The sequence below is a fragment of the Agromyces capsici genome, assembly GCF_058349965.1.
Window position 1 is genome coordinate 599,228 of record NZ_JBYRET010000001.1, and the last position, 20,841, is coordinate 620,068.

At 73.5% G+C, this 20,841-nt stretch carries 17 protein-coding genes; 11 read left to right on the top strand and 6 right to left on the bottom strand.

Going from position 1 to position 20,841, the window contains the following annotated elements:
- Positions 1 to 7 precede the first annotated feature (7 nt).
- A complete protein-coding gene (locus AC3RKB_RS02970; RefSeq protein WP_491434489.1) occupies positions 8 to 1,195 on the bottom strand; it encodes a baeRF3 domain-containing protein in 1,188 nt (395 codons plus the stop codon).
- 172 nt (positions 1,196 to 1,367) lie between these two features.
- Positions 1,368 to 2,804: an FAD-binding oxidoreductase gene (locus AC3RKB_RS02975; protein WP_491434490.1), complete on the bottom strand. Its 1,437-nt coding sequence runs from the start codon at positions 2,802 to 2,804 to the stop codon at positions 1,368 to 1,370.
- A gap of 217 nt (positions 2,805 to 3,021) precedes the next feature.
- On the opposite strand from AC3RKB_RS02975, the gene AC3RKB_RS02980 reads away from it, so the two are divergent.
- The 7 genes from AC3RKB_RS02980 to AC3RKB_RS03010 all read left to right on the top strand — a co-directional run bounded on the left by AC3RKB_RS02980 (position 3,022) and on the right by AC3RKB_RS03010 (position 10,421).
- A complete protein-coding gene (locus AC3RKB_RS02980) occupies positions 3,022 to 4,071 on the top strand; it encodes an LLM class flavin-dependent oxidoreductase (protein ID WP_491434491.1) in 1,050 nt (349 codons plus the stop codon).
- A gap of 197 nt (positions 4,072 to 4,268) precedes the next feature.
- Positions 4,269 to 4,946 carry a response regulator transcription factor gene (locus AC3RKB_RS02985; protein ID WP_491434492.1) on the top strand — a complete coding sequence of 226 codons (678 nt, stop codon included), beginning with the start codon at positions 4,269 to 4,271 and terminating at the stop codon, positions 4,944 to 4,946.
- Positions 4,939 to 6,345 (top strand): sensor histidine kinase, encoded by a 1,407-nt coding sequence (locus tag AC3RKB_RS02990; RefSeq protein ID WP_491434493.1) that lies wholly within the window; start codon positions 4,939 to 4,941, stop codon positions 6,343 to 6,345. The genes AC3RKB_RS02985 and AC3RKB_RS02990 overlap by 8 nt, the downstream gene beginning before the upstream one ends.
- A gap of 93 nt (positions 6,346 to 6,438) precedes the next feature.
- Positions 6,439 to 6,831 carry a hypothetical protein gene (locus tag AC3RKB_RS02995; RefSeq protein ID WP_491434494.1) on the top strand — a complete coding sequence of 131 codons (393 nt, stop codon included), beginning with the start codon at positions 6,439 to 6,441 and terminating at the stop codon, positions 6,829 to 6,831.
- A gap of 167 nt (positions 6,832 to 6,998) precedes the next feature.
- Positions 6,999 to 7,703, top strand: a complete 705-nt coding sequence (locus AC3RKB_RS03000) for a DUF4956 domain-containing protein (RefSeq protein WP_491434495.1) — start codon at positions 6,999 to 7,001, stop codon at positions 7,701 to 7,703.
- Positions 7,700 to 8,539 carry a polyphosphate polymerase domain-containing protein gene (locus AC3RKB_RS03005; protein WP_491434496.1) on the top strand — a complete coding sequence of 280 codons (840 nt, stop codon included), beginning with the start codon at positions 7,700 to 7,702 and terminating at the stop codon, positions 8,537 to 8,539. Before AC3RKB_RS03000 ends, AC3RKB_RS03005 begins: the two co-directional genes overlap by 4 nt.
- A 97-nt stretch (positions 8,540 to 8,636) precedes the next feature.
- Positions 8,637 to 10,421, top strand: a complete 1,785-nt coding sequence (locus AC3RKB_RS03010) for a carbohydrate-binding domain-containing protein (RefSeq protein WP_491434497.1) — start codon at positions 8,637 to 8,639, stop codon at positions 10,419 to 10,421.
- 46 nt (positions 10,422 to 10,467) lie between these two features.
- On the opposite strand, the gene AC3RKB_RS03015 is transcribed toward AC3RKB_RS03010, so the two are convergent.
- Positions 10,468 to 12,225 carry an alpha-glucosidase gene (locus AC3RKB_RS03015; RefSeq protein WP_491434498.1) on the bottom strand — a complete coding sequence of 586 codons (1,758 nt, stop codon included), beginning with the start codon at positions 12,223 to 12,225 and terminating at the stop codon, positions 10,468 to 10,470.
- Positions 12,226 to 12,336: 111 nt separating this feature from the next.
- Positions 12,337 to 12,753 carry a transferase gene (locus AC3RKB_RS03020; protein ID WP_491434499.1) on the bottom strand — a complete coding sequence of 139 codons (417 nt, stop codon included), beginning with the start codon at positions 12,751 to 12,753 and terminating at the stop codon, positions 12,337 to 12,339.
- A gap of 243 nt (positions 12,754 to 12,996) precedes the next feature.
- Between AC3RKB_RS03020 and AC3RKB_RS03025 the strand changes: the two genes are divergently transcribed.
- Positions 12,997 to 14,310, top strand: coding sequence for a glycosyltransferase (locus tag AC3RKB_RS03025; protein ID WP_491434500.1), 1,314 nt, complete (start codon positions 12,997 to 12,999; stop codon positions 14,308 to 14,310).
- A 225-nt stretch (positions 14,311 to 14,535) separates the two neighbouring features.
- Here AC3RKB_RS03025 and AC3RKB_RS03030 read toward each other — a convergent pair whose 3' ends face one another.
- Positions 14,536 to 15,507: an FKBP-type peptidyl-prolyl cis-trans isomerase gene (locus AC3RKB_RS03030; RefSeq protein ID WP_491434501.1), complete on the bottom strand. Its 972-nt coding sequence runs from the start codon at positions 15,505 to 15,507 to the stop codon at positions 14,536 to 14,538.
- Positions 15,508 to 15,618: 111 nt separating this feature from the next.
- Between AC3RKB_RS03030 and AC3RKB_RS03035 the strand changes: the two genes are divergently transcribed.
- Entirely contained in the window at positions 15,619 to 16,428 is an 810-nt protein-coding gene (locus AC3RKB_RS03035; protein WP_491434502.1) for a class I SAM-dependent methyltransferase, read from the top strand.
- Here the strand turns inward: AC3RKB_RS03035 and AC3RKB_RS03040 are convergent.
- The gene (locus AC3RKB_RS03040) at positions 16,394 to 17,284 is read right to left on the bottom strand and encodes a sulfurtransferase (RefSeq protein ID WP_491434503.1); all 891 of its coding nucleotides are present in this window, start codon (positions 17,282 to 17,284) and stop codon (positions 16,394 to 16,396) included. The genes AC3RKB_RS03035 and AC3RKB_RS03040 overlap by 35 nt on opposite strands.
- Before the next feature lie 138 nt (positions 17,285 to 17,422).
- Between AC3RKB_RS03040 and AC3RKB_RS03045 the strand changes: the two genes are divergently transcribed.
- The gene (locus AC3RKB_RS03045) at positions 17,423 to 20,371 is read left to right on the top strand and encodes a Na+/H+ antiporter subunit A (RefSeq protein WP_491434504.1); all 2,949 of its coding nucleotides are present in this window, start codon (positions 17,423 to 17,425) and stop codon (positions 20,369 to 20,371) included.
- On the top strand, positions 20,368 to 20,823 hold the full coding sequence (locus AC3RKB_RS03050; RefSeq protein WP_491434505.1) for a sodium:proton antiporter: 456 nt from the start codon (positions 20,368 to 20,370) through the stop codon (positions 20,821 to 20,823). The genes AC3RKB_RS03045 and AC3RKB_RS03050 overlap by 4 nt, the downstream gene beginning before the upstream one ends.
- The last annotated feature ends 18 nt before the right edge of the window (positions 20,824 to 20,841 follow it).

Here is a 20,841-nt window from a genome sequence, read left to right on the forward strand (position 1 = left end):
CCTCCGTCTACGTCAGCGCGAACCGCAGCTCGGCGATCGCCGGGCCCGACCACTCCGACGCGTCGAGGTCATCGCTGCGGACGGTGACGACCTTGCCGCCCTTCGAGATCACGAGCATCGCGAGCTGCGGCAGCAGGTCGCCCGCATGGGTGCCGTCGTGCAGCGCCTCGCCGTTGCCGTTCTCGGTCGCGAACTCGATCGCGCCCGACTCGGGATCGAGCGTGCCGTTGACCGAGGTGGTGAAGTCGAACCAGAGCGTCTCGACCGCGCCCTCGGCGGCAAGGCGGCCGATGGCGGCGATGTCGCGCTCGACGCGGCCGGCGCTGCCGTCGGCCAGCCGCTGCAGCGCGGCCTTCGCCTCGTCGACGTTGAGCTTGGCGAGCTGCCGGCGGAGCTCCTCGTCGATATCGGCGGCCCCGAGCCGGTCGGAGGCGCCCTGCACCGGCACGATGCGGCGCCCGTTGCGCGCCCGCTCGAGGAACGAGCTGATCAGCGGCTCGGCGGCGAACACGAAGAGCGGGACGCGGTCGTCGGGATCGTGCGACTGGAGCTCGTGCCGGACGGCGTCGGCGATGCGCTTGGCGTAGATGTCGAGGTTCGCGGGCCGACGGTCCTCCTCGCTCATGCCGCGGTCGCCGTGGCCGCCGGCTCCGCCCCGGCGACCCGTGTCGCCCGGCTCGCGGTTCGCGGCCTCCTCGAGGTTCTTCGGCAGGCCGGGGTCGAGCGGCATCTGCTCGGCGCGGGCGGTGGGCTCGGCGTGCCAGAGCGTCCATTCGTTCGAGGAGAGCAGGACGGCGAAGGCCTCCTGGTCCTGGCTGGGCGCGCGCAGCAGCTGCCCGAGCGTGAAGTGCGAGCCGACGTGCACGGCGTCGTCGAGGCGGTTGGGCAGCACGTAGACGTCGTTGAATCCCGGCGCGACGAAGATCGCGAGCGAACGGGCGAGGCCGCTCCAGATGCCCTTGTCGGCGAGCACGGCCTCACGCTCGACCCTGAGGGCGTCGAGCTCGGATGCTTCGGCGCCCGCGGCGCGCACGCGCTCGAACGCCTCGTCGAAGAGGCTCCGCACGGCGACCTCGGCGCGCTCGCGTTCGCTCACGACGGGTGAGGTCGACGCGTAGATCGTGATCGCCGGATGGTGCTCACCCGCCAGTGCCTGGAAATCGGTCGTGGTGGGCAGTTCGTAGTGGACCGTCATGCGTCCCCTCCCCGGTTCCGGCGACGACGTCGTCGCGTGACCCCAGCCTAGGAAGCTCGACCCCGATCCGACACCCCTGATTCGCCGACAGGCCCGGCTGCGTTCAGCCGGGCCTGTCGAGGCGGGGCGGGCGAGCGGATGGCGCCTCCGCTCGCCGCACGGGCGTGCCGCCTCAGCGGCGCACCGGGTGGTTCGAGCGGATGACCCCCGTGGGGTCGATCGCGGCCTTCAGCGCACGCAGGCGGGCGAGCCGGCCGTCGTCGCCGAAGAAGTGCTCGCCCGTTGCGGGACGCTCGACGAAGTTGAGGTACTCGGTCGGAGCGCGCCACGGTTCGATGCGAGAGAGCAGCCGGCCGAGCGACGCGACGACGGACTCCATGGTCTCGGGCACGGCGATGCCGACGGCGAAGACGAGGTAGCGACCCTCGAGCCCGGCGATCGCGCCCGGTGCCGGAAGTCCGGCCTCCGCGGCCAGCTCGACCGCGGCGGCCGGCTCGAACGCGCCGCCGAGGTGGCGGATCTCGGCCGAGAGCAGCGCGGTGTCGGCGTCGGGGCCGACCGCGTCGACGAAGGCGCGCACGGCCTCGGCCGGGAGGTCCGCGAGCATCATGGCGTCGCCGTGGCCGGGGGTGGGCCCGGGCGGGTCCATGTGCAGCTGCAGCAGCTCGGCGGGCGCCTGCGGGTGGATGGTGTCGATCTCGGCGCCCAGGGCGCGCAGCGGAGCGACGAGTTCGTCGGCCCGGGTGGGCGACTCCTGGATCACGGCCTCGACGACCACGAACGACCGGTCCGACAGGAAGGGCGGCAGTTCCGGCATCGGCGGGAAGCGCAGCACCCGGCCGACGGACGTGACCGTGTCGGGCACGGACCGGGTCCACTCGGCCCACGTCTCGAGCACCTCACCGGCCCGGTCGATCGGGAAGAACAGCGTGCCCGCCACGACCTGGTCGATCTCGAACAGCCCGAACTCGATCGCGGTCACGACGCCGAAGTCGCCGCCGCCGCCGCGCACCGCCCAGAACAGCTCGGCGTCGTGGTCGGCGTCGACGCGGCGGAACTCGCCGTCGGCGGTCACGAGCTCGACGGCGACGACGTGGTTCGCGGCGAGGCCGTGCTGGCGACCGAGGAACGAGACGCCTCCCCCGAGCGTGTAGCCGACCACGCCCACGTCGTGCGACGATCCGGCGAGCGCGGCGAGCCCGTGCGGCGCGGTGGCGGCGACCACGTCGCTCCACAGCGCGCCGGCCTCCACGCGAGCGATGCGCTGGGTCGGGCGCACCTCGACCGCGCGGAGCTCGTGCGTCTTCAGCAGGATCGCGTCGGCCAGGCCGCCGCTCTCGGTGAGCGGCGCGGCGTTGTGCCCGGTGCCCTGCGGCGCGACGGCGAGGCCCATCTCGCGCGCGGCGCGCACGGTGCGGGCGATGTCGGCGGGCGACGCGGCGATGACGACGGCGGCGGGCCGCTGGTCGACGGCGAGGTTCCAGGCCGCGCGGGCGGTGTCCCACTCGGCGTCGCCGGGGAGCACGAGCCGGCCGTCGAGGCGCTCGGCGAGCATGGCGAACGCTTCGCGCAGTGAGAGCGCGGCGGTGTCGAAGGCAAGGGAGTTCATGGGTGGTCCTCTCGGAGTGCGTGGGGGTCGCGGGCCGGGCGGCGGGTGATGCCTGGTTCCGACGGCCGCCCGGGTGTCCGGGGGCGCTCACGACGGGTTCCATCCAATTCGGATGGCCGGCCTCGGGGATCAGGACCATCCCGCCGTTCGCCTCAGGGTTATCCCGCGTTCCGGGCCCTCCGGAATAGTCCGCCGACCGGCCCGGTTGCGATGAGGGATGTCTTCCTCGCCACGTCTGTCCGTGTTGGATCTCGTGCCCGTGCGGAGCGGCCAGTCGTCGGCCGATGCGGTCGCGGCATCCGTCGCCCTCGCCCGGGTCGCCGACCGCCTCGGCTTCACGCGCTACTGGTTCGCCGAGCACCACAACATGCCCGCGGTGGCCTCGACGACGCCGCCCGTGCTCATCGCCGCGACCGCGGCTCGCACCGAGCGGATCCGCGTCGGCTCGGGCGGCGTGATGCTGCCCAACCACGCGCCGCTGGTCGTCGCCGAGCAGTTCGCGGCGCTCGAGGCGCTCGCGCCCGGCCGCATCGACCTCGGCATCGGTCGCGCTCCGGGCAGCGACCCGGTGATCACGCAGCTGCTGCGCATCTCGGGGCCGACGGCCGACGTCGACCGCTTCCCCGACCACGTCGCCGACATCCTGGCGATGCTGTCGCCGGATGGCGCGACCCTGCGCCTCACGAGCGGTCGCGAGTACCCGATCCAGGCCACCCCCGCCGCCGCCGGGGTGCCCGAGCTGTGGCTGCTCGGCAGCTCCGACTACTCGGCGCGGCTCGCGGCGGAGCTGGGCCTGCCGTACGTGTTCGCGAACCACTTCTCGGGCGAGGGGCTCGAGCGGGCGCTCGAGCTGTACCGCTCCGAGTACACGCCGAGCGAGCGGCATCCGGCCCCGCAGACGATCCTGACGCTGAACGCCGTCGTCGCCGAGACGGCCGACGAGGCGGACGAGCGCGCGCTCCCCCAGCTGCGCTCGATGGCACGCCTGCGACTGAACCGGCCGATGCGCCCCCTCGAGACCGTCGACGAGGCGCTCGCCGCGCCGCGCGACTCCGACGTCGACGAGGTCATCGCGCGCATGCGCCCTCGGTGGGTGATCGGCGAGGCGGATGCCGCGGCGTCGGCCGTGCGCGCTCTGGCCGAGCGGCACGGGATCGACGAGGTCATGCTCGCCCCTGTCGCGGGCTCGCGGGCCGACGAGCCGGTGGATGCCGCGCCCGGCCGGGTCCGCACGCTCGAGCTGCTCGCCGAGCGCCTCGCCGCCTGACCCACCGTCCCGGCCGACCGGCCTACCGGCCTACCGGCCTACCGACTGTTTCCGTTCGGCTCGACGGTTCCCGTCCGACCGGTACAGCTCGCGATATACGGAAACAGTCGGCGGGGAAGTGGGCGGGCGGTGCCGCGCGCTTCAGCGGCGCTTCAGCGCGAGTCCGACAGGATGGCCCCAGCGGAGGATGGTGATCGATGCGGCTGCTGGTGGTCGAGGACGAGACGCGCCTCGCCGAGGGGCTCAAGCGCGGGCTCGAGGCCGAGGGGTTCGCGGTCGACGTCGCCGCGAACGGCACCGACGGGCTCTGGCTCGCCCGTGAGAACCGGTACGCCGCGATCCTGCTCGACATCATGCTGCCGGGGATGAACGGCTACCTCGTGTGCCGCGCCCTCCGCGAGGCCGACGACTGGACGCCGGTGCTCATGCTCACCGCGAAGGACGGCGACTGGGACCAGGTCGAGGCGCTCGACACGGGCGCCGACGACTACCTCACCAAGCCGTTCTCGTTCGCGGTGCTCGTGGCCCGGGTGCGGGCGCTGATCCGGCGCGGCGCCGCGCCGCGGCCCGCCGTGCTGTCCGCGGGCGACCTCGAGCTCGACCCCGCCACCCGCGCGGTGCGTCGCGGCGACACCGCGGTGGAGCTCACGGCACGCGAGTTCGCGGTGCTCGAGTTCCTCATGCGCCGCGCGGGCGAGGTCGTGTCCAAGCGCGAGATCCTCGAGGGCGTCTGGGACTTCGACTTCGACGGCGACCCGAACATCGTCGAGGTGTACATCCGGCACCTGCGCAACAAGGTCGACCGGCCGTTCGCGCGCGAGGGCATCCAGACGCTGCGCGGCGCGGGCTACCGGCTGGCGGTGGACGGTGGCTGAGTCCACCGGCCGAGCGGATGCCACGGACTCGCGCCGCCGCCGCAGGGGGGTCCGCGGGCGGATCACGCTCGCCGCGGCATCCGTCGTCGCGGTCGCGCTCATGCTCGGGGCCGCGGTCTTCTGGTTCGTGCTGCGCGCCTCGCTCCTCGACGGGGTGCGAGCCTCGGCCGAGCAGGATGCCGCGGCGCTGGCGTCGCAGATCGAAGCGGGCGGCACGGCCTCGCTCGGCGATCTCGGCGAGCTCGACGACGACCGGATCGTCCTCGTCGTCGATGCCGGCGGCGGGATCGTCGCCGCGAGCGAGGACGCGCCCCGCACTGCCGCGGACCTCCGCGACGGCGCGAGCCTGCGCGTCGATGACGAGACCTACGTGTTCGCCCGGGAGGACGCCGAGGAGGGCGACGACGACCTGGCCGTGATCGTCGGGCGCAGCACCGAGCCCGTGGACGAGACGCTCGGCACCGTCGCGCGTCTGCTCGCCGTCTCGGTGCCGCTGCTGGTCGCGCTCGTCGCGCTCACGACCTGGCTCGTGGTCGGGCGCGCACTCGCGCCGGTGGAGCGCATGCGACGCCAGGTCGATACGGTCACCGCGACCACGCTCGCCGAGCGGCTCGACGAGCCGGAAACCGGCGACGAGATCGCGCGCCTCGCGCACACCCTCAACGGCATGCTCGGCCGGCTCGAGGCGGCGCAGGTGACCCAGCGTCGGTTCATCTCGGATGCCTCGCACGAGCTGAAGTCGCCGCTCGCCACCCTTCGCCAGTACGCCGAACTCGCCCGCGACCACCCCGAGCGCGTCGGCGAGCAGGAGCTCGGCGAGGTCGTGCTCGAGGAGGGCGGGCGGCTCGAACGGCTCGTGCAGGGCATGCTCGTGCTGGCGCGCGCCGACGAGGGCGCGCTGCGTCCCGACGCGGCGGACGTCGACCTCGACGACCTGCTCCTCGAGGAGGCGCGACGCGTGCGCGGCGCCTCGTCGATCGCGGTCGATACGAGCGGCGTGCACGCGACCCGGGTCCGAGGGGATGCGGCGCTGCTCGCGCAGCTCGCACGCAACCTCGTCGACAATGCGGCGCGGCACGCGCGCACGAGGCTCGCCCTGGCGGTCGCCCCGGTCGACGGCGACGGTGACGGTGGCATCGCGACCGCCGTGATCACGGTCGACGACGACGGCGACGGCATCCCGCCCGCCGAGCGCGATCGCGTGTTCGAGCGGTTCGTGCGGCTCGACGACGCCCGCGCCCGCGACACCGGCGGCAGCGGGCTCGGCCTGTCCATCGTCCGCGAGATCGCGCGCGCGCACGGCGGCGAGGCGCACGTGGAGGACGCCCCGTCGGGCGGCGCGAGGCTGCGCGTGGAGCTGCCGGCCGCGGCATCCGTCACCCTTCGACCGGCCGGATGACGACCACCTGAAGGCGCGTTCAGGACGCTTCAGGCTGGCTTCAGCACCCTCCCGCGAGTCTGGTGGCGAACCATTCGAACGGGAGGCACGACCATGAAGAAGCGCACCATCTGGATCACGTCCGCCGCGGCCGCCGGAGTGCTCGCGCTCGGCGGCACCGCGATCGCGTACGCCGCGACCGACGGCTTCGAGACCGAGGAGCCCGCCGGCTCGTCGCAGGGCACCGAGCGCGAGGACGACCAGCTCACGGGCGCCGACCTCGAGAAGGCGACGGATGCCGCGCTCGCCGAGACCGGCGAGGGTGAGGTCGTCGACGCCGACCGCGAGGACGACCGCGAGGGCGACCGCGCCGTCGCGTACGAGGTCGACGTGAAGCTCGACTCCGGGACGTACGTCGAGGTCTCGCTCGACGAGAACTTCGACGTCGTCGCGGTCGAGGACGACGACGCGGACGACGACGATGACGCGGACGGCGCCGACGACTGATCGGCGCATCCGCAGCACGAGGCGCCCCGGGCCCGGCCCGGGGCGCCTCGTCGCATCTGCCAGCCGACCCGCATGGCGCTCATAGGAACGTCATCGGATCGGCATAGGGCCCGCCTCGGCCGGTCGGGCTGGATGGGAGCTCCCAGCACACGTTCGGAGCCCCCCACATGGATCAGACCCTCCTCATCGCCGCCGACCTCGTCGCGGTCGCCCTGCTCGTCTTCGCCCTCTACTTCCCACGCCACCGGCGGCGCGACCTCGTCGTCGCGTACCTGACGGTCAACGTCGGCGTGCTCGCCGTCGCGCTCGTGCTCGGCAGCAGCACGATCGGCGCCGGCCTCGGCCTGGGCCTGTTCGGCGTGCTGTCGATCATCCGGCTGCGCTCGAGCGAGATCGAGCAGCACGAGGTCGCGTACTACTTCGCGGCGCTCGCGATCGGCCTGCTCGGCGGGCTCGGCGCGTCGTTCGGCTGGCTGACGATCGGGCTCATGGCGCTCGTGCTCGCCGTGCTCGCGATCGGGGATCACCCCGCGCTGTTCCGGCGCACTCGCCAGCAGCAGCTCGTGCTCGACCGCGCGATCTCAGACGAGCCCGAGCTGCACGAGCACCTCGGGGTCCTGCTCGGCGGCCGCATCCGCTCGACGCGCGTCGACCAGCTCGACCTCGTGAACGACTCCACGACGGTGACGGTCCGATACGAGGTGCCGAGGAGCGGGCGAGCGGATGCCGCGGGGCGGCGCCCTGCACGGCAGCTCGAGGTCGACGCGTCGACCGCGCCGCTCCCGGTCGGCTCCCGCGCGTCGATCGACGCCCTCGGCGCCCCGGCCGGCACCCCGGCCGGCACCGCGCGATTCGAGGGAGCGGGACGATGATCGCGCGCCACGCGGCATCCGTCACGCCCCAGGCCCTTCGCGGACTCGACGACCTCGACGCCGTCGACCTCGAGCAGCTCAATGCCGAGGCCGAGCTGCAGACCCGCGTCGACCGCAAGTACATGCTGCCGATCGCGGCCCTGCCCGAGTTGATCGAGCACCTCCCCGACGGGGTGCGCGTGCTCGACCTCGACGGCAACCGCGCCAGCTCGTACGAGTCGGTGTACTTCGACACCCCCGAGCTCACGAGCTTCCGGCTCGCGGCGCACGCCAGGCGGCGTCGCTTCAAGATCCGCACGCGGTCGTATGTCGACTCCGAGGCGAGCTTCCTCGAGGTGAAGACCCGTGGCGGGCGCGCCCTCACCGTCAAGGACCGCATCGCCGTCGACCCCGGCGCGACCGCGGCGCTCTCGGGCGACGCACGCGCCTACGCCGACCACGTGCTCGCCGAGGCCGGCGTCGGCGAGCTGGGGCGGGCGAGCCTCGACCCCGTGCTCACGACGGCGTACCGTCGCGCGACGCTGCTGCTGCCGGCCGAGCCCGGCCGGCCGGCGAGCCGCGCGACCATCGACGTCGACCTCGCCTGGATCGACCGCGGCGTCGACGGACAGGTCGGGCGCGTGCTGCGCACCCCGGGCTCGGCGATCGTCGAGACGAAGTCCGGCTTCCAGGCGGGCGCGGTCGACCGCGCGCTCTGGGCCGCCGGGCACCGGCCGATGCGCGTCTCGAAGTACGCCACCGGGCTGGCCGCCATCCGGCCGGGCCTGCCCGCCAACCGCTGGTCGCGCGTGCTCGACCGGCACTTTCGCGCGGCGGTCACCGAACCGCTCGGCTGAGCCGGCCGGCTCGTCGGGCCGGCTGACGCAGACCAACCACGACACCCCGAAACCACGACCACCCCGAGACCACGACAACCCCGAGAGGACCACGACCATGACCCCGTTCCGCTTCCCCCGCCCCGCCGACGACGACCGCACCGGCTCCGCCACGACCGGCGGTCGCCGACGCCCGTGGCTCGCCGCCGCACGCGTCGCTCCCGTGCTACTCGCCGGCTCGCTCGTGTTCGCCGGCTGCACGGCGACGACCACCAGCTCGGACGCCGGCTCCGACACCGCCGATTCGACCGTGTCGGTCGCGTCCGCGGCATCCGTCGACCCCGGCGTCACCGCCGCCGAGGCGATGGCCCAGAACGAGACCCCGCCCGGCGAGGACGGCGACGACACGTGGGACGCGGCCTCCGAGGTCGCGATCTCGCTCGACGGCGACACGGCCTCGGTGACGGATGGCACGAGCGGCGTGAGCGTCGACGGCGACACCGTCACCATCACGGCCGCCGGCACGTACCGGCTCTCCGGCGAGCTCGCCGGACAGGTGGTCGTCGACACCGCCGACGCCGAGCTCGTGCGCATCATCCTCGACGGCGTCGACATCACGAGCGACACGACCGCGGCGCTCGCCGTCACGAGCGCCGAGCGCGTGCAGGTCGTGCTCGCCGACGGCAGCACCAGCTCGCTCGCCGACACCTCGAACTCCGCCGAGGATGCCGACGTGAACGCCGCGCTGTTCAGCTCGGCCGACCTCGAGATCACCGGCGGCGGTGCGCTCACGGTGCAGGGCAACGGCAACGACGGCATCGCGTCGAAGGACGGCCTGACGATCTCGGGCGGCGACATCACGGTCGACGCGGCCGACGACGGCATCCGCGGCAAGGACGAGGTCATGATCACGGGCGGCACGATCGCCGTGACCGCCGGTGGCGACGGACTCAAGGCCGACAACGCCGAGGAGGCCGACCGCGGCTACCTCGCGATGTCGGGCGGCACGGTCACGATCGACGCCGGCGGCGACGGGCTGGATGCCGCGACCGACGTGATCGTCTGGGGCGGCACGCTCGACGTCACCGCGGGCGGCGGTGCCGGCTCGAGCGTCGCGGCCGACGCGTCGGCCAAGGGGCTGAAGGGCGCGGTCGCGGTGATCGTCGACGGCGGTTCGGTCGCGGTCGACGCCGCCGAGGACGCGGTGCACAGCGACGACACCGTCCACCTCGCGAACGGCGAGCTCGCGCTCGCGAGCGGCGACGACGGCGTGCACGCCGAGGTCGCGCTCAGCGTCTCGGGCGGCACGATCGACGTGACCGGCTCGTACGAGGGCCTCGAGGCGGCATCCGTCTCGATCGCCGGGGGCACCACCTCGGTCGTGGCCTCCGACGACGGCGTCAACGCCGGCAGCGCGCTCGAGATCGGCGGCGGCGAGCTCGCGGTGGACGCCGACGGCGACGGCATCGACGTGAACGGGTCGATCGCGATGTCGGGCGGCACCGTGGTCGTGAACGGCCCCACGGCGCAGAACAACGGCGCGCTCGACTACGACGGCGCGTTCGACATCAGCGGCGGCACGCTCGTCGCCGCCGGCTCGAACGGCATGGCGATGGCGCCCGGCGCGGATGCCGCGCAGGCGTCGGTGCTCGTGACGCTCTCGTCGAACGTGGCGGCGGGCACCCGGCTCGAGGTGACCGCGCCCGACGGCACCGTCGTCGCCACGATCACCACGACGAAGGCCGCGGCGACCCTCGCCGTGTCGACGCCCGACCTGGTGAACGGCGAGGCCTACACCGTGACCGCGGATGGCACGACCGTCGGCTCGGCCGTGGCCGGCGAGCAGGTCTCGGGCGGCATGGGCGGCGGGCAGGGCGGCGGCGCGATGCCGCCGCGCGGCTGAGCCGGCCGGCGGCCCCGCCGGCGCGGACGCGCGTGTGCGCCGCGGGTCAGTCGCCCGCGGCGTAGACGCGCGCCTCCCACGGCGCGAGCGGCGCGTCGAACGGGGCGGGCGCCTCGGGCAGCGTGTTGGTCAGGATCGGCACGTCGCCCTCGGCGCCGGCCTCCGTGCTCCAGCGGCCCGCGACATCCGCCCCGAACACCGGGACGTGCTCGGCCGACGACAGGTTCACCACGACCAGCAGCCGCTCCGCCCCGTGCACACGCTCGTAGGCGAAGATCGCCGGGTGCGCGGCATCCGCCCGCACGAAGTCGCCGTGCGCGACGACCGGCCGCTCGTGCCGCAGCGCGATGAGCGCGCGGTAGTACTCGAAGACTGAGCCCGGGTCGCCGACCTGGGCGGCGGCGTTGATGCGGTCGTGGTTGGGGTTGACCGCGAGCCACGGCGTGCCGGTCGTGAAGCCCGCGTTCGGCGAGGCATCCCACTGCACCGGGGTCCGCGCGTGGTCGCGGCTCATGAGGCTGAGCCCGTAGAGCGCATCGGCGACGGCCGTGCCGCTCGCCACCTCGTCGGCGTACGCGTTCAGCGACTCGACGTCGCGGTACTCGTCGATCACCGAGAAGGGCGCGTTCGTCATGCCGAGCTCCTGCCCCTGGTACACGTAGGGCGTGCCGCGCATGAGGTGCAGCATGGTCGCGAGCGCGGTGGCCGACGAGTACCAGTGCGCCTCGGCGTCGCCGAAGCGGCTCACCGAGCGCGGCTGGTCGTGGTTCTCGAGGTAGAGGCTGTTCCAGCCGGTCTCGTGCAGGCCGTCCTGCCACTTGGCGAGGGATGCCGCGAGCTCACCGGGCGCGAGCGGCCGCGGGCGGAATTTCGTCATGCCGTGGTCGAGGCCCACGTGCTCGAACTGGAACACCATGTCGACCTCGCGGCGGGCCGGATCGGTGAACAGGATGGCGTCGTCGACCGTCGCACCGGGCGTCTCGCCGACCGTGATGAGGCCCTCGCGGCCGTCGAACACCTCGCGGTGCATCTCCTGCAGGAACTCGTGCAGCCGCGGCCCGTTCACGTACGACGCGCCGCCGTCGCCGTACCGACGCCCGTCGCGGACCGGCCCGTCGGGCAGGTGCGGGTGCTTCGAGATGAGGTTGATGACGTCCATCCGGAAGCCGTCGACGCCGCGGTCGAGCCACCACCGCATCATGTCGTACACGGACTGCCGAACCTCGGGGTTCTCCCAGTTGAGGTCGGGCTGCTTCGGGTCGAACAGGTGCAGGTAGTACTCGCCCGTCGCCTCGTCCCACTCCCACGTCGGACCGGAGAAGAACGACTCCCAGTTGGTCGGCTCGGCGCCGGGGTCGCCGCCGTGGGTGCCCGGCCGCGGCGGACGCCACCAGTACCAGTCGCGCTTCGGGTCGTCGCGGCTCGAGCGCGACGCGACGAACCACGGGTGCTCGTCGGACGTGTGGTTCACGACGAGGTCCATCACGAGCCGGAGGCCGCGCGCATGCATCGCCGCCAGCAGCTCGTCGAAGTCGGCGAGCGTGCCGAACGCGGGGTCGATGTCCTGGTAGTCGCTGATGTCGTACCCGTTGTCGGCCTGCGGCGACCGGTAGATCGGCGAGAGCCACACCACGTCGACGCCGAGCCGTTCGAGGTGGTCGAGCCGGTTCAGGATGCCGCGCAGATCGCCGACGCCGTCGCCGTCGGAGTCCTGGAAGCTTCGGGGATACACCTGGTACACCACAGCCGACTTCCACCAGTCCGGTGCGTTCGACGGATGCCGCGGCTCGAGCGTGTTCGACATGTCCCGATCCTCGCAGCCGCGGGCCGGTACGTCAGCCCCTCGGCGGACATGACGATGCCCCGGGCGCGTGCCCGGGGCATCCGTTGCGGTTCGCGACCGGTGTCGCGCGGCTCAGGCCGCGAGGCCGAGCCGGCGCAGGTCGTCGCCCGACGCGCGGTGCTCGCCGCCCTCGGCGACGTGCGCCTCTCGCGGCACGCGCGCGCCGTTCTGCACGCGCGCGCCCGCGCCGACGGCCGCGTACGGGCCGATGACCGCGAAGCGGCCGATGACGGCACCGCGGCCGACGCGTGCGTTCACGCCGACGGTCGCCTTCTCGGCGACGATCGCGTCGGCTTCGACCCAGGCGCCGTGCGAGATGGTCGCACCGCGCTGCACCTCCGCGCCGGGGTCGACGTAGGCGGTCGGGTCGACGAACGCCGTCGGGTCCACCTTCGCGGTCGTGGCCACGAGGCCGCGGCCGTTGACGTGCTTGCGGTAGCGACGCAGGATCCCGGCTTCGTCCTCGAACTCGACGTAGCTGATGCCCACGTGTCCTCCATTCGCCGGGTGCGGAGTCTCCGCTCCCGGATACAGGTACAACATCCCGTTTGACCGGGACATTCCCGAGTCTCGGGGTCTGCCCTGAATACCGGCGGGGATATCCCTGATTCCGCGCTGGAAGCCTTGTCGGCGCGGGTCCCGCGGCCGTAGCTTCGCCGTCGTGCCGCCGCCCGGCGTGCGCGATCGCCGCCCACGGGCGACGACCCAGGACCACCTCGGAAGACCCATCCCATGTCGACGTACCTCCTCTGCGCGAGCCCCATCCAGGGCCACGTCGCGCCCGTCATCGCCATCGCGCGCGACCTCGTCTCCCGCGGCCACGACGTCACCGTGCTCACCGGCTCGCGCTTCCGCGACGCCATCGAGGCGGCCGGTGCCGCGCACCGCGCACTCGCCGGCATCGCCGACTACGACGACCGCGTGATGCACGAGCACCTGCCCGACCGCGATCGCCATCGCGGCATCGCCAAGCTCGAGTACGACGTGCAGACGATGTTCGTGCGCCCTGTGCCCGACCAGTTCCGCGCGGTCGAGCGGGCGATCGCCGACCTCGCGCCCGACGCGATCCTCGCCGAGGGCGCGTTCGCCGGGATCGTCCCGCTGCTGCTCGACGACCCGGCGTCGCGTCCGCCGATCGTCGGCGTCGGCGTCATCCCGCTCGTGCAGCTCAGCGTCGACACCGCCCCAGCCGGCTTCGGCCTCGCGCCCGCTCCCGGCGCGGCCGGGCGACTGCGCAACCGCGTGCTGAACGCGCTCGTGACGAAGGTGGTCTTCCGGAAGACGCAGGCGCTCGCGCAGCGGATCATGCGCGAGCTCGGGCGGCCCGAACTCGACACGTTCGTGTTCGACTCGACCCGCAAGTGCGACCGCTACCTGCAGCTCTCGCCCGCCGAGTTCGAGTACCCGCGCAGCGACCTCAGCCCCAACGTGCGCTTCGTCGGCACCGTGCTGCCGCCCGCACCGACCGGCGCCGCCCTGCCGGACTGGTGGGGCGAGCTCGACGGCGACCGACCGGTCGTGCACGTCACCCAGGGCACGATCGACAACACGGACTTCGGCCGGCTCGTGCGCCCGACGCTGGACGCCCTCGCCGACCGCGACGTGCTCGTCGTCGTCGCGACCGGCGGACGCCCGATCGTGGAGCTCGGCGAGCTGCCGGGGAACGCCCGCGCGGCCGAGTTCCTCCCCTACGACCGGCTGCTGCCGAAGACCGACGTGTTCGTGACCAACGCCGGCTTCGGCGGCACGCAGTACGCCCTCAGCCACGGCGTGCCGATCGTCGCCGCCGGCGACACCGAGGACAAGCCCGAGGTGTCGATGCGCGTGCAGTGGTCGGGAGTGGGCGTGAACCTGCGGACGGGCACGCCCACGGCGTCCGCCGTCGCGAAGGCGGTCGACGAGGTGCTCGCCGACCGCACGTACCGCGACCGCGCGCGTGCGATGGCGACGCGGATCCGCGAGTACGACACGTTCGACCTCATCGCGTCCGAGCTCGACGCCGTCGCGGCATCCGCTCGCCTGCGCCTCGAGTCGCCCGTCGGCTGACCCGCCGGCCGCGTGCCATCCGCCGTCCCCGCGCCATCCGCGCCGGGCCTGCGCCATGCGGTGCCGGTGCCGCTGCCCGCTGCTGCCGCCGGTTCACAGGAGAATGCACGATGTGCAGGCCCGGATCCGAGATCCGGTCCTGCACATCTGCGTTTCTCCTGTAGACCCGGAGCTGGAAGGCCCGAAGCGGCGGGCCGGAACGGTGCCCGCCGAGCGGGACGCCGCCTACTCGGCGTCGGCCGACTCGGTGTCCTGGATCTCGACGACGAAGACGAGCGTCTGCCCGCCGAGGCCGTTCGCGGACTCCTGCTCGCCGTAGCCGAGGGCCGGCGGGATCGTGACGATGAGCTTGGTGCCGACCGTCTGGCCGACGAGCGCGCCGCCGAAGCCGGGGATCACGTCGCCGGTGCCGAAGCGCGCCGCGTCCTTGCCGTAGCTCTGGTCGAAGATCTCCTTCGTCGCCCAGTTGAGGCCCTGGTAGTGCAGGGTGACGGTGTCGCCGGGCTGCACCTCGGCGCCGTCGCCCTCCTCGATCACCTTCACGAGGAGCTCGGTGGACGGCTCGGCGTCGGGGATCGTGACGGTCGGCGGCTCCTCGCCGTTGAACTGCACCTCGGGCACGTTCTCGGTCCACTCGCCCGGCGTGGGGAGGTCCTCGGCCTCGACGATCTCCTGTACGTCGGTCACGATGACGAGCGTCTCGCCCGGCGCGACGCCGATGCCCTCGTTGCCCTGGTCGCCGTAGACCGCCGACGCGGGCGCGACCGTGACGACGCGCGAGCCGACCGCGACGCAGTCGACGCCCGCGAGGAAGCCCTCGTAGAGCGAGCCGTCGCCCACGGTCAGCGACGCGGGCTGCGAGAACACCTGCTCGCCCGACGTGCCGGAGAACGCGGTGACGACCGCGGAGACCTCGTCGCCCGTCGTGGTCTCGTCGCCGTCGCCCTCGATGTCGACGGTGCGCTGCAGGTCCTCGGCCTCGAGCGGCGTCTTGAAGCTCGCCTCGACCGCGGTGCCGAAGTCGCCCGTGACCTCGATCGCGTCGCTCTGCTCGCCGGCCTCGACCTCGAGGCAGGCGGCGGCCTCGTCGGTGGCGGTCGGCTCGGGGTCGGAGCCGCTGCCCGCGCAGCCGACGAGGAGCAGGGCGGTCACGGACGCGAGGGCGATGGGCGCGCCGCGGCGGAGGGCACGGTTCATGGTGGGGATTCTCGTTTCGATCGGATGCGAGGTCGAGGGACCAGTCTGCACGATCCGTGTCTCGATTCCCTGAGTCTTCTCGAATCCGCCGGTGACGCCGAGAATGTGCACATGGGGGATGTCGGGGCAGGGGTGGAGTCCGCGGACGCGTTCGCGGAACTGGACGAGCAGCTGTGGGATCCGATCGGGCGGGCGACCGTGCTCCGGTCGGGTCCGCGATTCGACGAGCGGGTGCTCGACGCGTGCGCGCGCGTCGGCGCGACGGCGCTGCCGGCCGCCGAGCTGGTGGGGCCCGGCGGCGTCGTCGACGCGGTCGATCGCTCCGAGGCGATGATCGACCTGCTGCGCGAGCGCGCGGGCGAGCGGATGCCGCAGCTGCGGCCGCACGTCGGTGATCCGGCCGCGTGGCCGTACACGGGCTACGACCTCGTGCAGTGCACGCTCGGCATCTCCTCCTTCGACGACGTCGATCTCGGCATGCGTCATCTCGTGGAGTGCGCGCGGCCGGGCGGCCGGGTGGCGGTCACCGCGTGGGCCCACGGCGCGCTCGAACCGCTCGGCGAGGTGCTCGCGGCGGCGCTGCCGGCCGACGGCGACGGCGACGGCGTGCCAGCGGTCGATGACGCGGCCCGGCCCACGATCGACGGGGCCGAGACCGCAGGCAGCTTCGCGCACTGGTTCACCGAGCGCGGCCTCGTCGACGTGCGCGCGGAGGCCGTGCCGCGGCACCTCGACCTCACGCCCGAGCTGGCGTGGCGGATCGCGGTCGGCACCGGCTTCCGCGCGATGCTCGGCGAGCTCGACGAGGAGGCGCTCGACGGGGTGCGCGAGCGCTACCTCGCCGAGCTCGAGGCCCGCGAGGTGGCGTCGGTCGACGTCACGACGCTCATCGCCATGGGCCACCGGCCGACGGAGGCGTGAGGCCGCCGCCCTCGGGCAGCGGCCCGGTCGCGACCGGCCGGTCGATCCGGTTCGACCACTGGCTGAACGAGCCGGGGTAGAGCGCCGCGTCGATGCCCGCGATCGCGAGCGCCGCCACCTGGTGGGCGGCGGTCACCCCCGAACCGCAGTAGGCGGCGACGGGGTGGGCGCCGTCGACCCCCAGCGCGAGGAACCGGCTCCGGAGCGCGTCGGCGGCGAGGAACCGGCCGTCGGGCCCGAGGTTGTCGACGGTCGGCGCCGAGACCGCGCCCGGGATGTGCCCGGCGCGCGGGTCGATCGGCTCGACCTCGCCGCGGTAGCGCTCGCCCGCGCGCGAGTCGAGCAGCACGCCGCCCTCGGCCGAGGCGAGCGCGTCGGCCTCGTCGAGGTCGACGACCGGCATCGCGCCGAAGTGCGCGGTCGCGTCGCCGGGCTCGGGCTCCACGTCGCCCGTCGCGAGGGGCAGGCCGGCCTCGCGCCAGGCCGCGAGCCCGCCGTCGAGGATCCGCACGTCCGCGAACCCGGCATGCCGGAGCAGCCACCAGGCCCGCGCCGCCGAGGTGCCGCCGGCGTCGTCCATGACCACGGCGGTGTCGCCCTGGCGGAGGCCCCAACGACGCATGGCCGCGGTGAACGCCCTCTCGGTCGGCAGTGGATGGCGCCCCTCGCCCTCCACGTCGTGATCGGCCAGCTCGGTGTCGAGGTCGACGTAGACCGCATCCGGCACATGCCCGGAGCGGAATGCGCTGCGGCCGTCGGGCTCGGCGAGCGTCCAGCGCACGTCGAGCACGACGGTCGGCACCACGCCCGCCTCGAGTCGGGCGGCGAGCTCGGCCGGCTGGATGAGGATCGGCATGGGGCCATCCTCGCATCCGCCGGCCCCGCGGCATCCGGTCGACCGCTCGGCCGCCTCGGGGACCGGTCAACCGGATCGCCGCCACCGCCCCGATAGACTGGATGCCGGACTGACGATACGTGGGCGATGGGAGAACGGATGATCTTCTCCCTCGTGGCGTTCGCCGCAGTGGCCCTGGTCACGCCGTTCGCCGCGAGGCCCCTCGGCCGCCGCATCTTCCCCGTCGTCGCGATCGTGCCCACCGCGGTCTTCGCGTGGCTCCTCACGCTCGTCCCCGCGGTCGCGGGCGGCGAGGTGCTGGTCGAGCGCATCGAGTGGATCCGCGCACTCGACATCGCGCTGTCCTTCCGCCTCGACGCGCTCTCGTTGCTGCTCGCGCTGATCGTCACGGGCATCGGCGCGCTCGTGCTGCTGTACTGCACGTGGTACTTCCGCGACGACGAGCCCTCGCTCGGCCGGTTCGCGGCGCTCCTCCTCGCGTTCGCGGGCGTCATGCTCGGCCTCGTCACCGCCGACGATGTGTACGTGCTGTTCACGTTCTGGGAGGCCACGAGCGTGCTGTCGTACCTGCTCATCGGGCACGACGCAGGCAAGCGCGAGGCGCGCGGCGCCGCGCTGCAGGCGCTCACCGTGACGACCTTCGGCGGTCTCGCGATGCTCGTCGGCATCGTGATCCTCGCGGTCGCCGGTGGCACCACCTCGATCTCCGAGCTCGTCGCGAACCCGGTGACCGGCGTCGCGGGCGAGGTGGGCATCGCGCTCGTCCTCGTCGGCGCGATCTCGAAGAGCGCGCTCGTGCCGTTCCACTTCTGGCTCCCCGCGGCGATGGCCGCGCCGACCCCGGTCTCGGCGTACCTGCACGCGGCCGCGATGGTGAAGGCCGGCGTGTACCTCGTCGCGCTGCTCGCCCCCGGTTACGCGGAGCTCGCGGTGTGGCATCCGATCGTCGTCGGCATCGGCGGGTTCACCATGCTGGTCGGCGGATGGCGCGCCCTCCGGCAGACCGACCTGAAGCTGCTGCTGGCCTACGGCACGGTCAGCCAGCTGGGCTTCCTCGTGATGGTCGTCGGCCTGGGCACGCGCGACGCGGCGCTCGCGGGCACCGCGCTGCTGCTCGCGCACGCGCTGTTCAAGGCGGCGCTGTTCCTCACCGTGGGCATCGTCGACCACGCCACGGGCACGCGCGACTGGCGGAAGCTGTCTGGCCTGGGACGCCGGATGCCGTGGCTCGCCGCCTTCACGACCGTCGCGGCGGCCTCGATGGCGGGCGTGCCGCCGCTGCTCGGCTTCGTCGCCAAGGAGGCGGTGTTCACCGCCCAGCTCGAAGCCGGCGCCGCCGGCGCGCCCTGGGCGTGCATGTCGCTCATCGCCGCCGTGCTCGGTTCCATGCTCACCGTGGCATACAGCGTGCGCTTCGTGTGGGGCGCGTTCGGGACACGACCCGACGTCGCACCGGTCGAGCTCCACCGCGAGCCCGCGCTCATGTCGCTCGCTCCCGGTCTGCTCGCCGCGGCATCGCTCGTCACCGCGTTCGCGACGGCCGCGGTCGAGCCGCTGCTCGCGACCTACGCGGCGACGCTGCCCGGCCCCGACGACTACCACCTCGCGCTCTGGCACGGACTCGAGCCCGCGCTCGCGGTCTCGGCGCTCGTGTTCGGCGTGGGCGCCGTGCTCGTCTGGGGCCGCACTGTGGTCGCGCGACTGCAGGCCGCCGTTCCCGACACGATCGAGGCGGCGCGCGGCTACGTCCACCTCGTCAGCGCCGTCGACCGCGGCGCGGCACGGCTCACGAGCTTCATCCAGTCGGGCGGACTGCCCGGCTACCTCGCGACGATCGTCGCGGTGTTCATCCTCGGGCTCGGCGGCGCCGTCCTGATGAACGACACGTGGCCCGCCGACATCCGGCTCGCCGACGGCCCCGCGCAGCCGCTGGTGGGCCTCACGATGGTGGTCGCCGCGGTCTCGGCCGTCGCCATGCGGCAGCGCATCGCGGCGGTCCTGCTCGTCGGCGCGACCGGGTACGGCATGGTGCTCGTGTTCGGCATGGCGGGTGCGCCCGACCTCGCCCTCACGCAGGCGCTCGTCGAGACCATCACGATCGTCGTGGTCGTGCTGGTGCTGCGCCGGCTCCCCCGCCGCGTCACCACGCGCCGCGCGGTCGTGCGCGCCCCCGTCCGGATCGCGATCGGGGTGCTCGCCGGCGCGGTCATGGCGGTCGTCGGCGTCGTCGCGCTCGGCGCACGGACGGCGCCGAGCATCGCCGAGGGCCTGACGCCGCTCGCCATCGAGGCGCACGCGAAGAACATCGTGAACGCGCTCCTGGTCGACCTCCGCGCGTGGGACACGCTCGGCGAGATCTCGGTGCTCGTCGCGGTCGCGACGGGCGTCGCCAGCCTCATCTTCGTGTCGGGCCGACAGGGCGGCGCTCCGAGGCTCGAGGGGGCCGGCGGGCGACGCGAGCGGCTGCGGCCACTGCCCGAGCAGGCCGACAGCATGCGGTCGGCCCGACGCCGGCTCGCCGACGTCGAGCACGAGACGGATGCCGCGGCGGAGGCCGCCTCGACCCGGCAGACCTGGCTGCTGGCGGGTCGCACCATCTCGCCGCGCAATCGCTCCATCCTCGTCGAGGTGCTCGTGCGGCTGCTGTTCCACCCCGCGATCGTCGTCTCGGTGTTCCTGCTCTTCGTCGGCCACAACGCACCCGGCGGCGGCTTCGCGGGCGGCCTCGTCGCAGGGCTCGCGCTGGTCGCGCGCTACCTCGCCGGCGGACGGTACGAACTCGGCGAGGCGGCACCCGTCGATGCGGGCGCGCTGCTCGGCACGGGCCTGTTCCTCGCCGCCGGCACCGCGGCATCCTCGCTGGTCTTCGGCCTGACCGTGTTCGAGTCGAGCTGGTTCGAGGCCGAGGTGCCCGTGCTCGGCACCATCTCGATCGGCACCTCGACGCTGTTCGACATCGGCGTGTACCTCGTGGTGGTGGGCCTGGTGCTCGACATCCTCCGCACGCTCGGTGCCGAGATCGACCGCCAGATCGACGAGGCCGGCCCCGAGTCCGTCGCCGAGGACCCCGCGGAGGTGCGCGCATGACCGCCTCGCTGACGCTCGTGATCGTCGCCGCCGTGCTCTTCGGCTCGGGCATCGCCGTGATGCTCGAGCGCAGCCTCACGCGCGTGCTCATCGGGTTCCTGCTCGTCGGGAACGGCGTGAACCTCTTCATGTTCACCATGGGCGGCGAACCCGGGCTCGCGCCGATCCTCGCCGACGGCGTCGATCCCGCCGAGCTCTCCGACCCGCTCCCCCAGGCCTTCATCCTCACCGCCATCGTGATCAACCTCGGCATCACCGCGTTCATGCTCGCCCTGATCTACCGCAGCTGGTGGCTCGCGCAGCTCGGCGAGGCCGGCGACCTCATCGGCGACGAGGACGAGATGGTCGAGGACGCCGAGGAGGCCGCCGACCTCATCCGCAGCTCCGCGGCCGACGAGCGCGCCATCCAGGAGGTGCTCGACGCGAGCGACGAGGATGGTGGTCGCCCGTGAACCAGGCCCTCGTGCCCC

Bases quoted from the DNA above. Each gene is read 5' to 3' on its own strand.
- AC3RKB_RS02995 (WP_491434494.1), top strand. From the start codon at position 6,439: ATGAAGAAGCGCACCATCTGGATCACGTCCGCCGCGGCCGCCGGAGTG.
- AC3RKB_RS03040 (WP_491434503.1), bottom strand. From the start codon at position 17,284: ATGCCGATCCTCATCCAGCCGGCCGAGCTCGCCGCCCGACTCGAGGCG.
- AC3RKB_RS02975 (WP_491434490.1), bottom strand. From the start codon at position 2,804: ATGAACTCCCTTGCCTTCGACACCGCCGCGCTCTCACTGCGCGAAGCG.
- AC3RKB_RS03045 (WP_491434504.1), top strand. From the start codon at position 17,423: ATGATCTTCTCCCTCGTGGCGTTCGCCGCAGTGGCCCTGGTCACGCCG.
- AC3RKB_RS03035 (WP_491434502.1), top strand. From the start codon at position 15,619: ATGGGGGATGTCGGGGCAGGGGTGGAGTCCGCGGACGCGTTCGCGGAA.
- AC3RKB_RS03050 (WP_491434505.1), top strand. From the start codon at position 20,368: ATGACCGCCTCGCTGACGCTCGTGATCGTCGCCGCCGTGCTCTTCGGC.
- AC3RKB_RS03015 (WP_491434498.1), bottom strand. From the start codon at position 12,225: ATGTCGAACACGCTCGAGCCGCGGCATCCGTCGAACGCACCGGACTGG.
- AC3RKB_RS03025 (WP_491434500.1), top strand. From the start codon at position 12,997: ATGTCGACGTACCTCCTCTGCGCGAGCCCCATCCAGGGCCACGTCGCG.
- AC3RKB_RS02985 (WP_491434492.1), top strand. From the start codon at position 4,269: ATGCGGCTGCTGGTGGTCGAGGACGAGACGCGCCTCGCCGAGGGGCTC.
- AC3RKB_RS02980 (WP_491434491.1), top strand. From the start codon at position 3,022: ATGTCTTCCTCGCCACGTCTGTCCGTGTTGGATCTCGTGCCCGTGCGG.
- AC3RKB_RS03005 (WP_491434496.1), top strand. From the start codon at position 7,700: ATGATCGCGCGCCACGCGGCATCCGTCACGCCCCAGGCCCTTCGCGGA.
- AC3RKB_RS03010 (WP_491434497.1), top strand. From the start codon at position 8,637: ATGACCCCGTTCCGCTTCCCCCGCCCCGCCGACGACGACCGCACCGGC.
- AC3RKB_RS02970 (WP_491434489.1), bottom strand. From the start codon at position 1,195: ATGACGGTCCACTACGAACTGCCCACCACGACCGATTTCCAGGCACTG.
- AC3RKB_RS03000 (WP_491434495.1), top strand. From the start codon at position 6,999: ATGGATCAGACCCTCCTCATCGCCGCCGACCTCGTCGCGGTCGCCCTG.
- AC3RKB_RS03030 (WP_491434501.1), bottom strand. From the start codon at position 15,507: ATGAACCGTGCCCTCCGCCGCGGCGCGCCCATCGCCCTCGCGTCCGTG.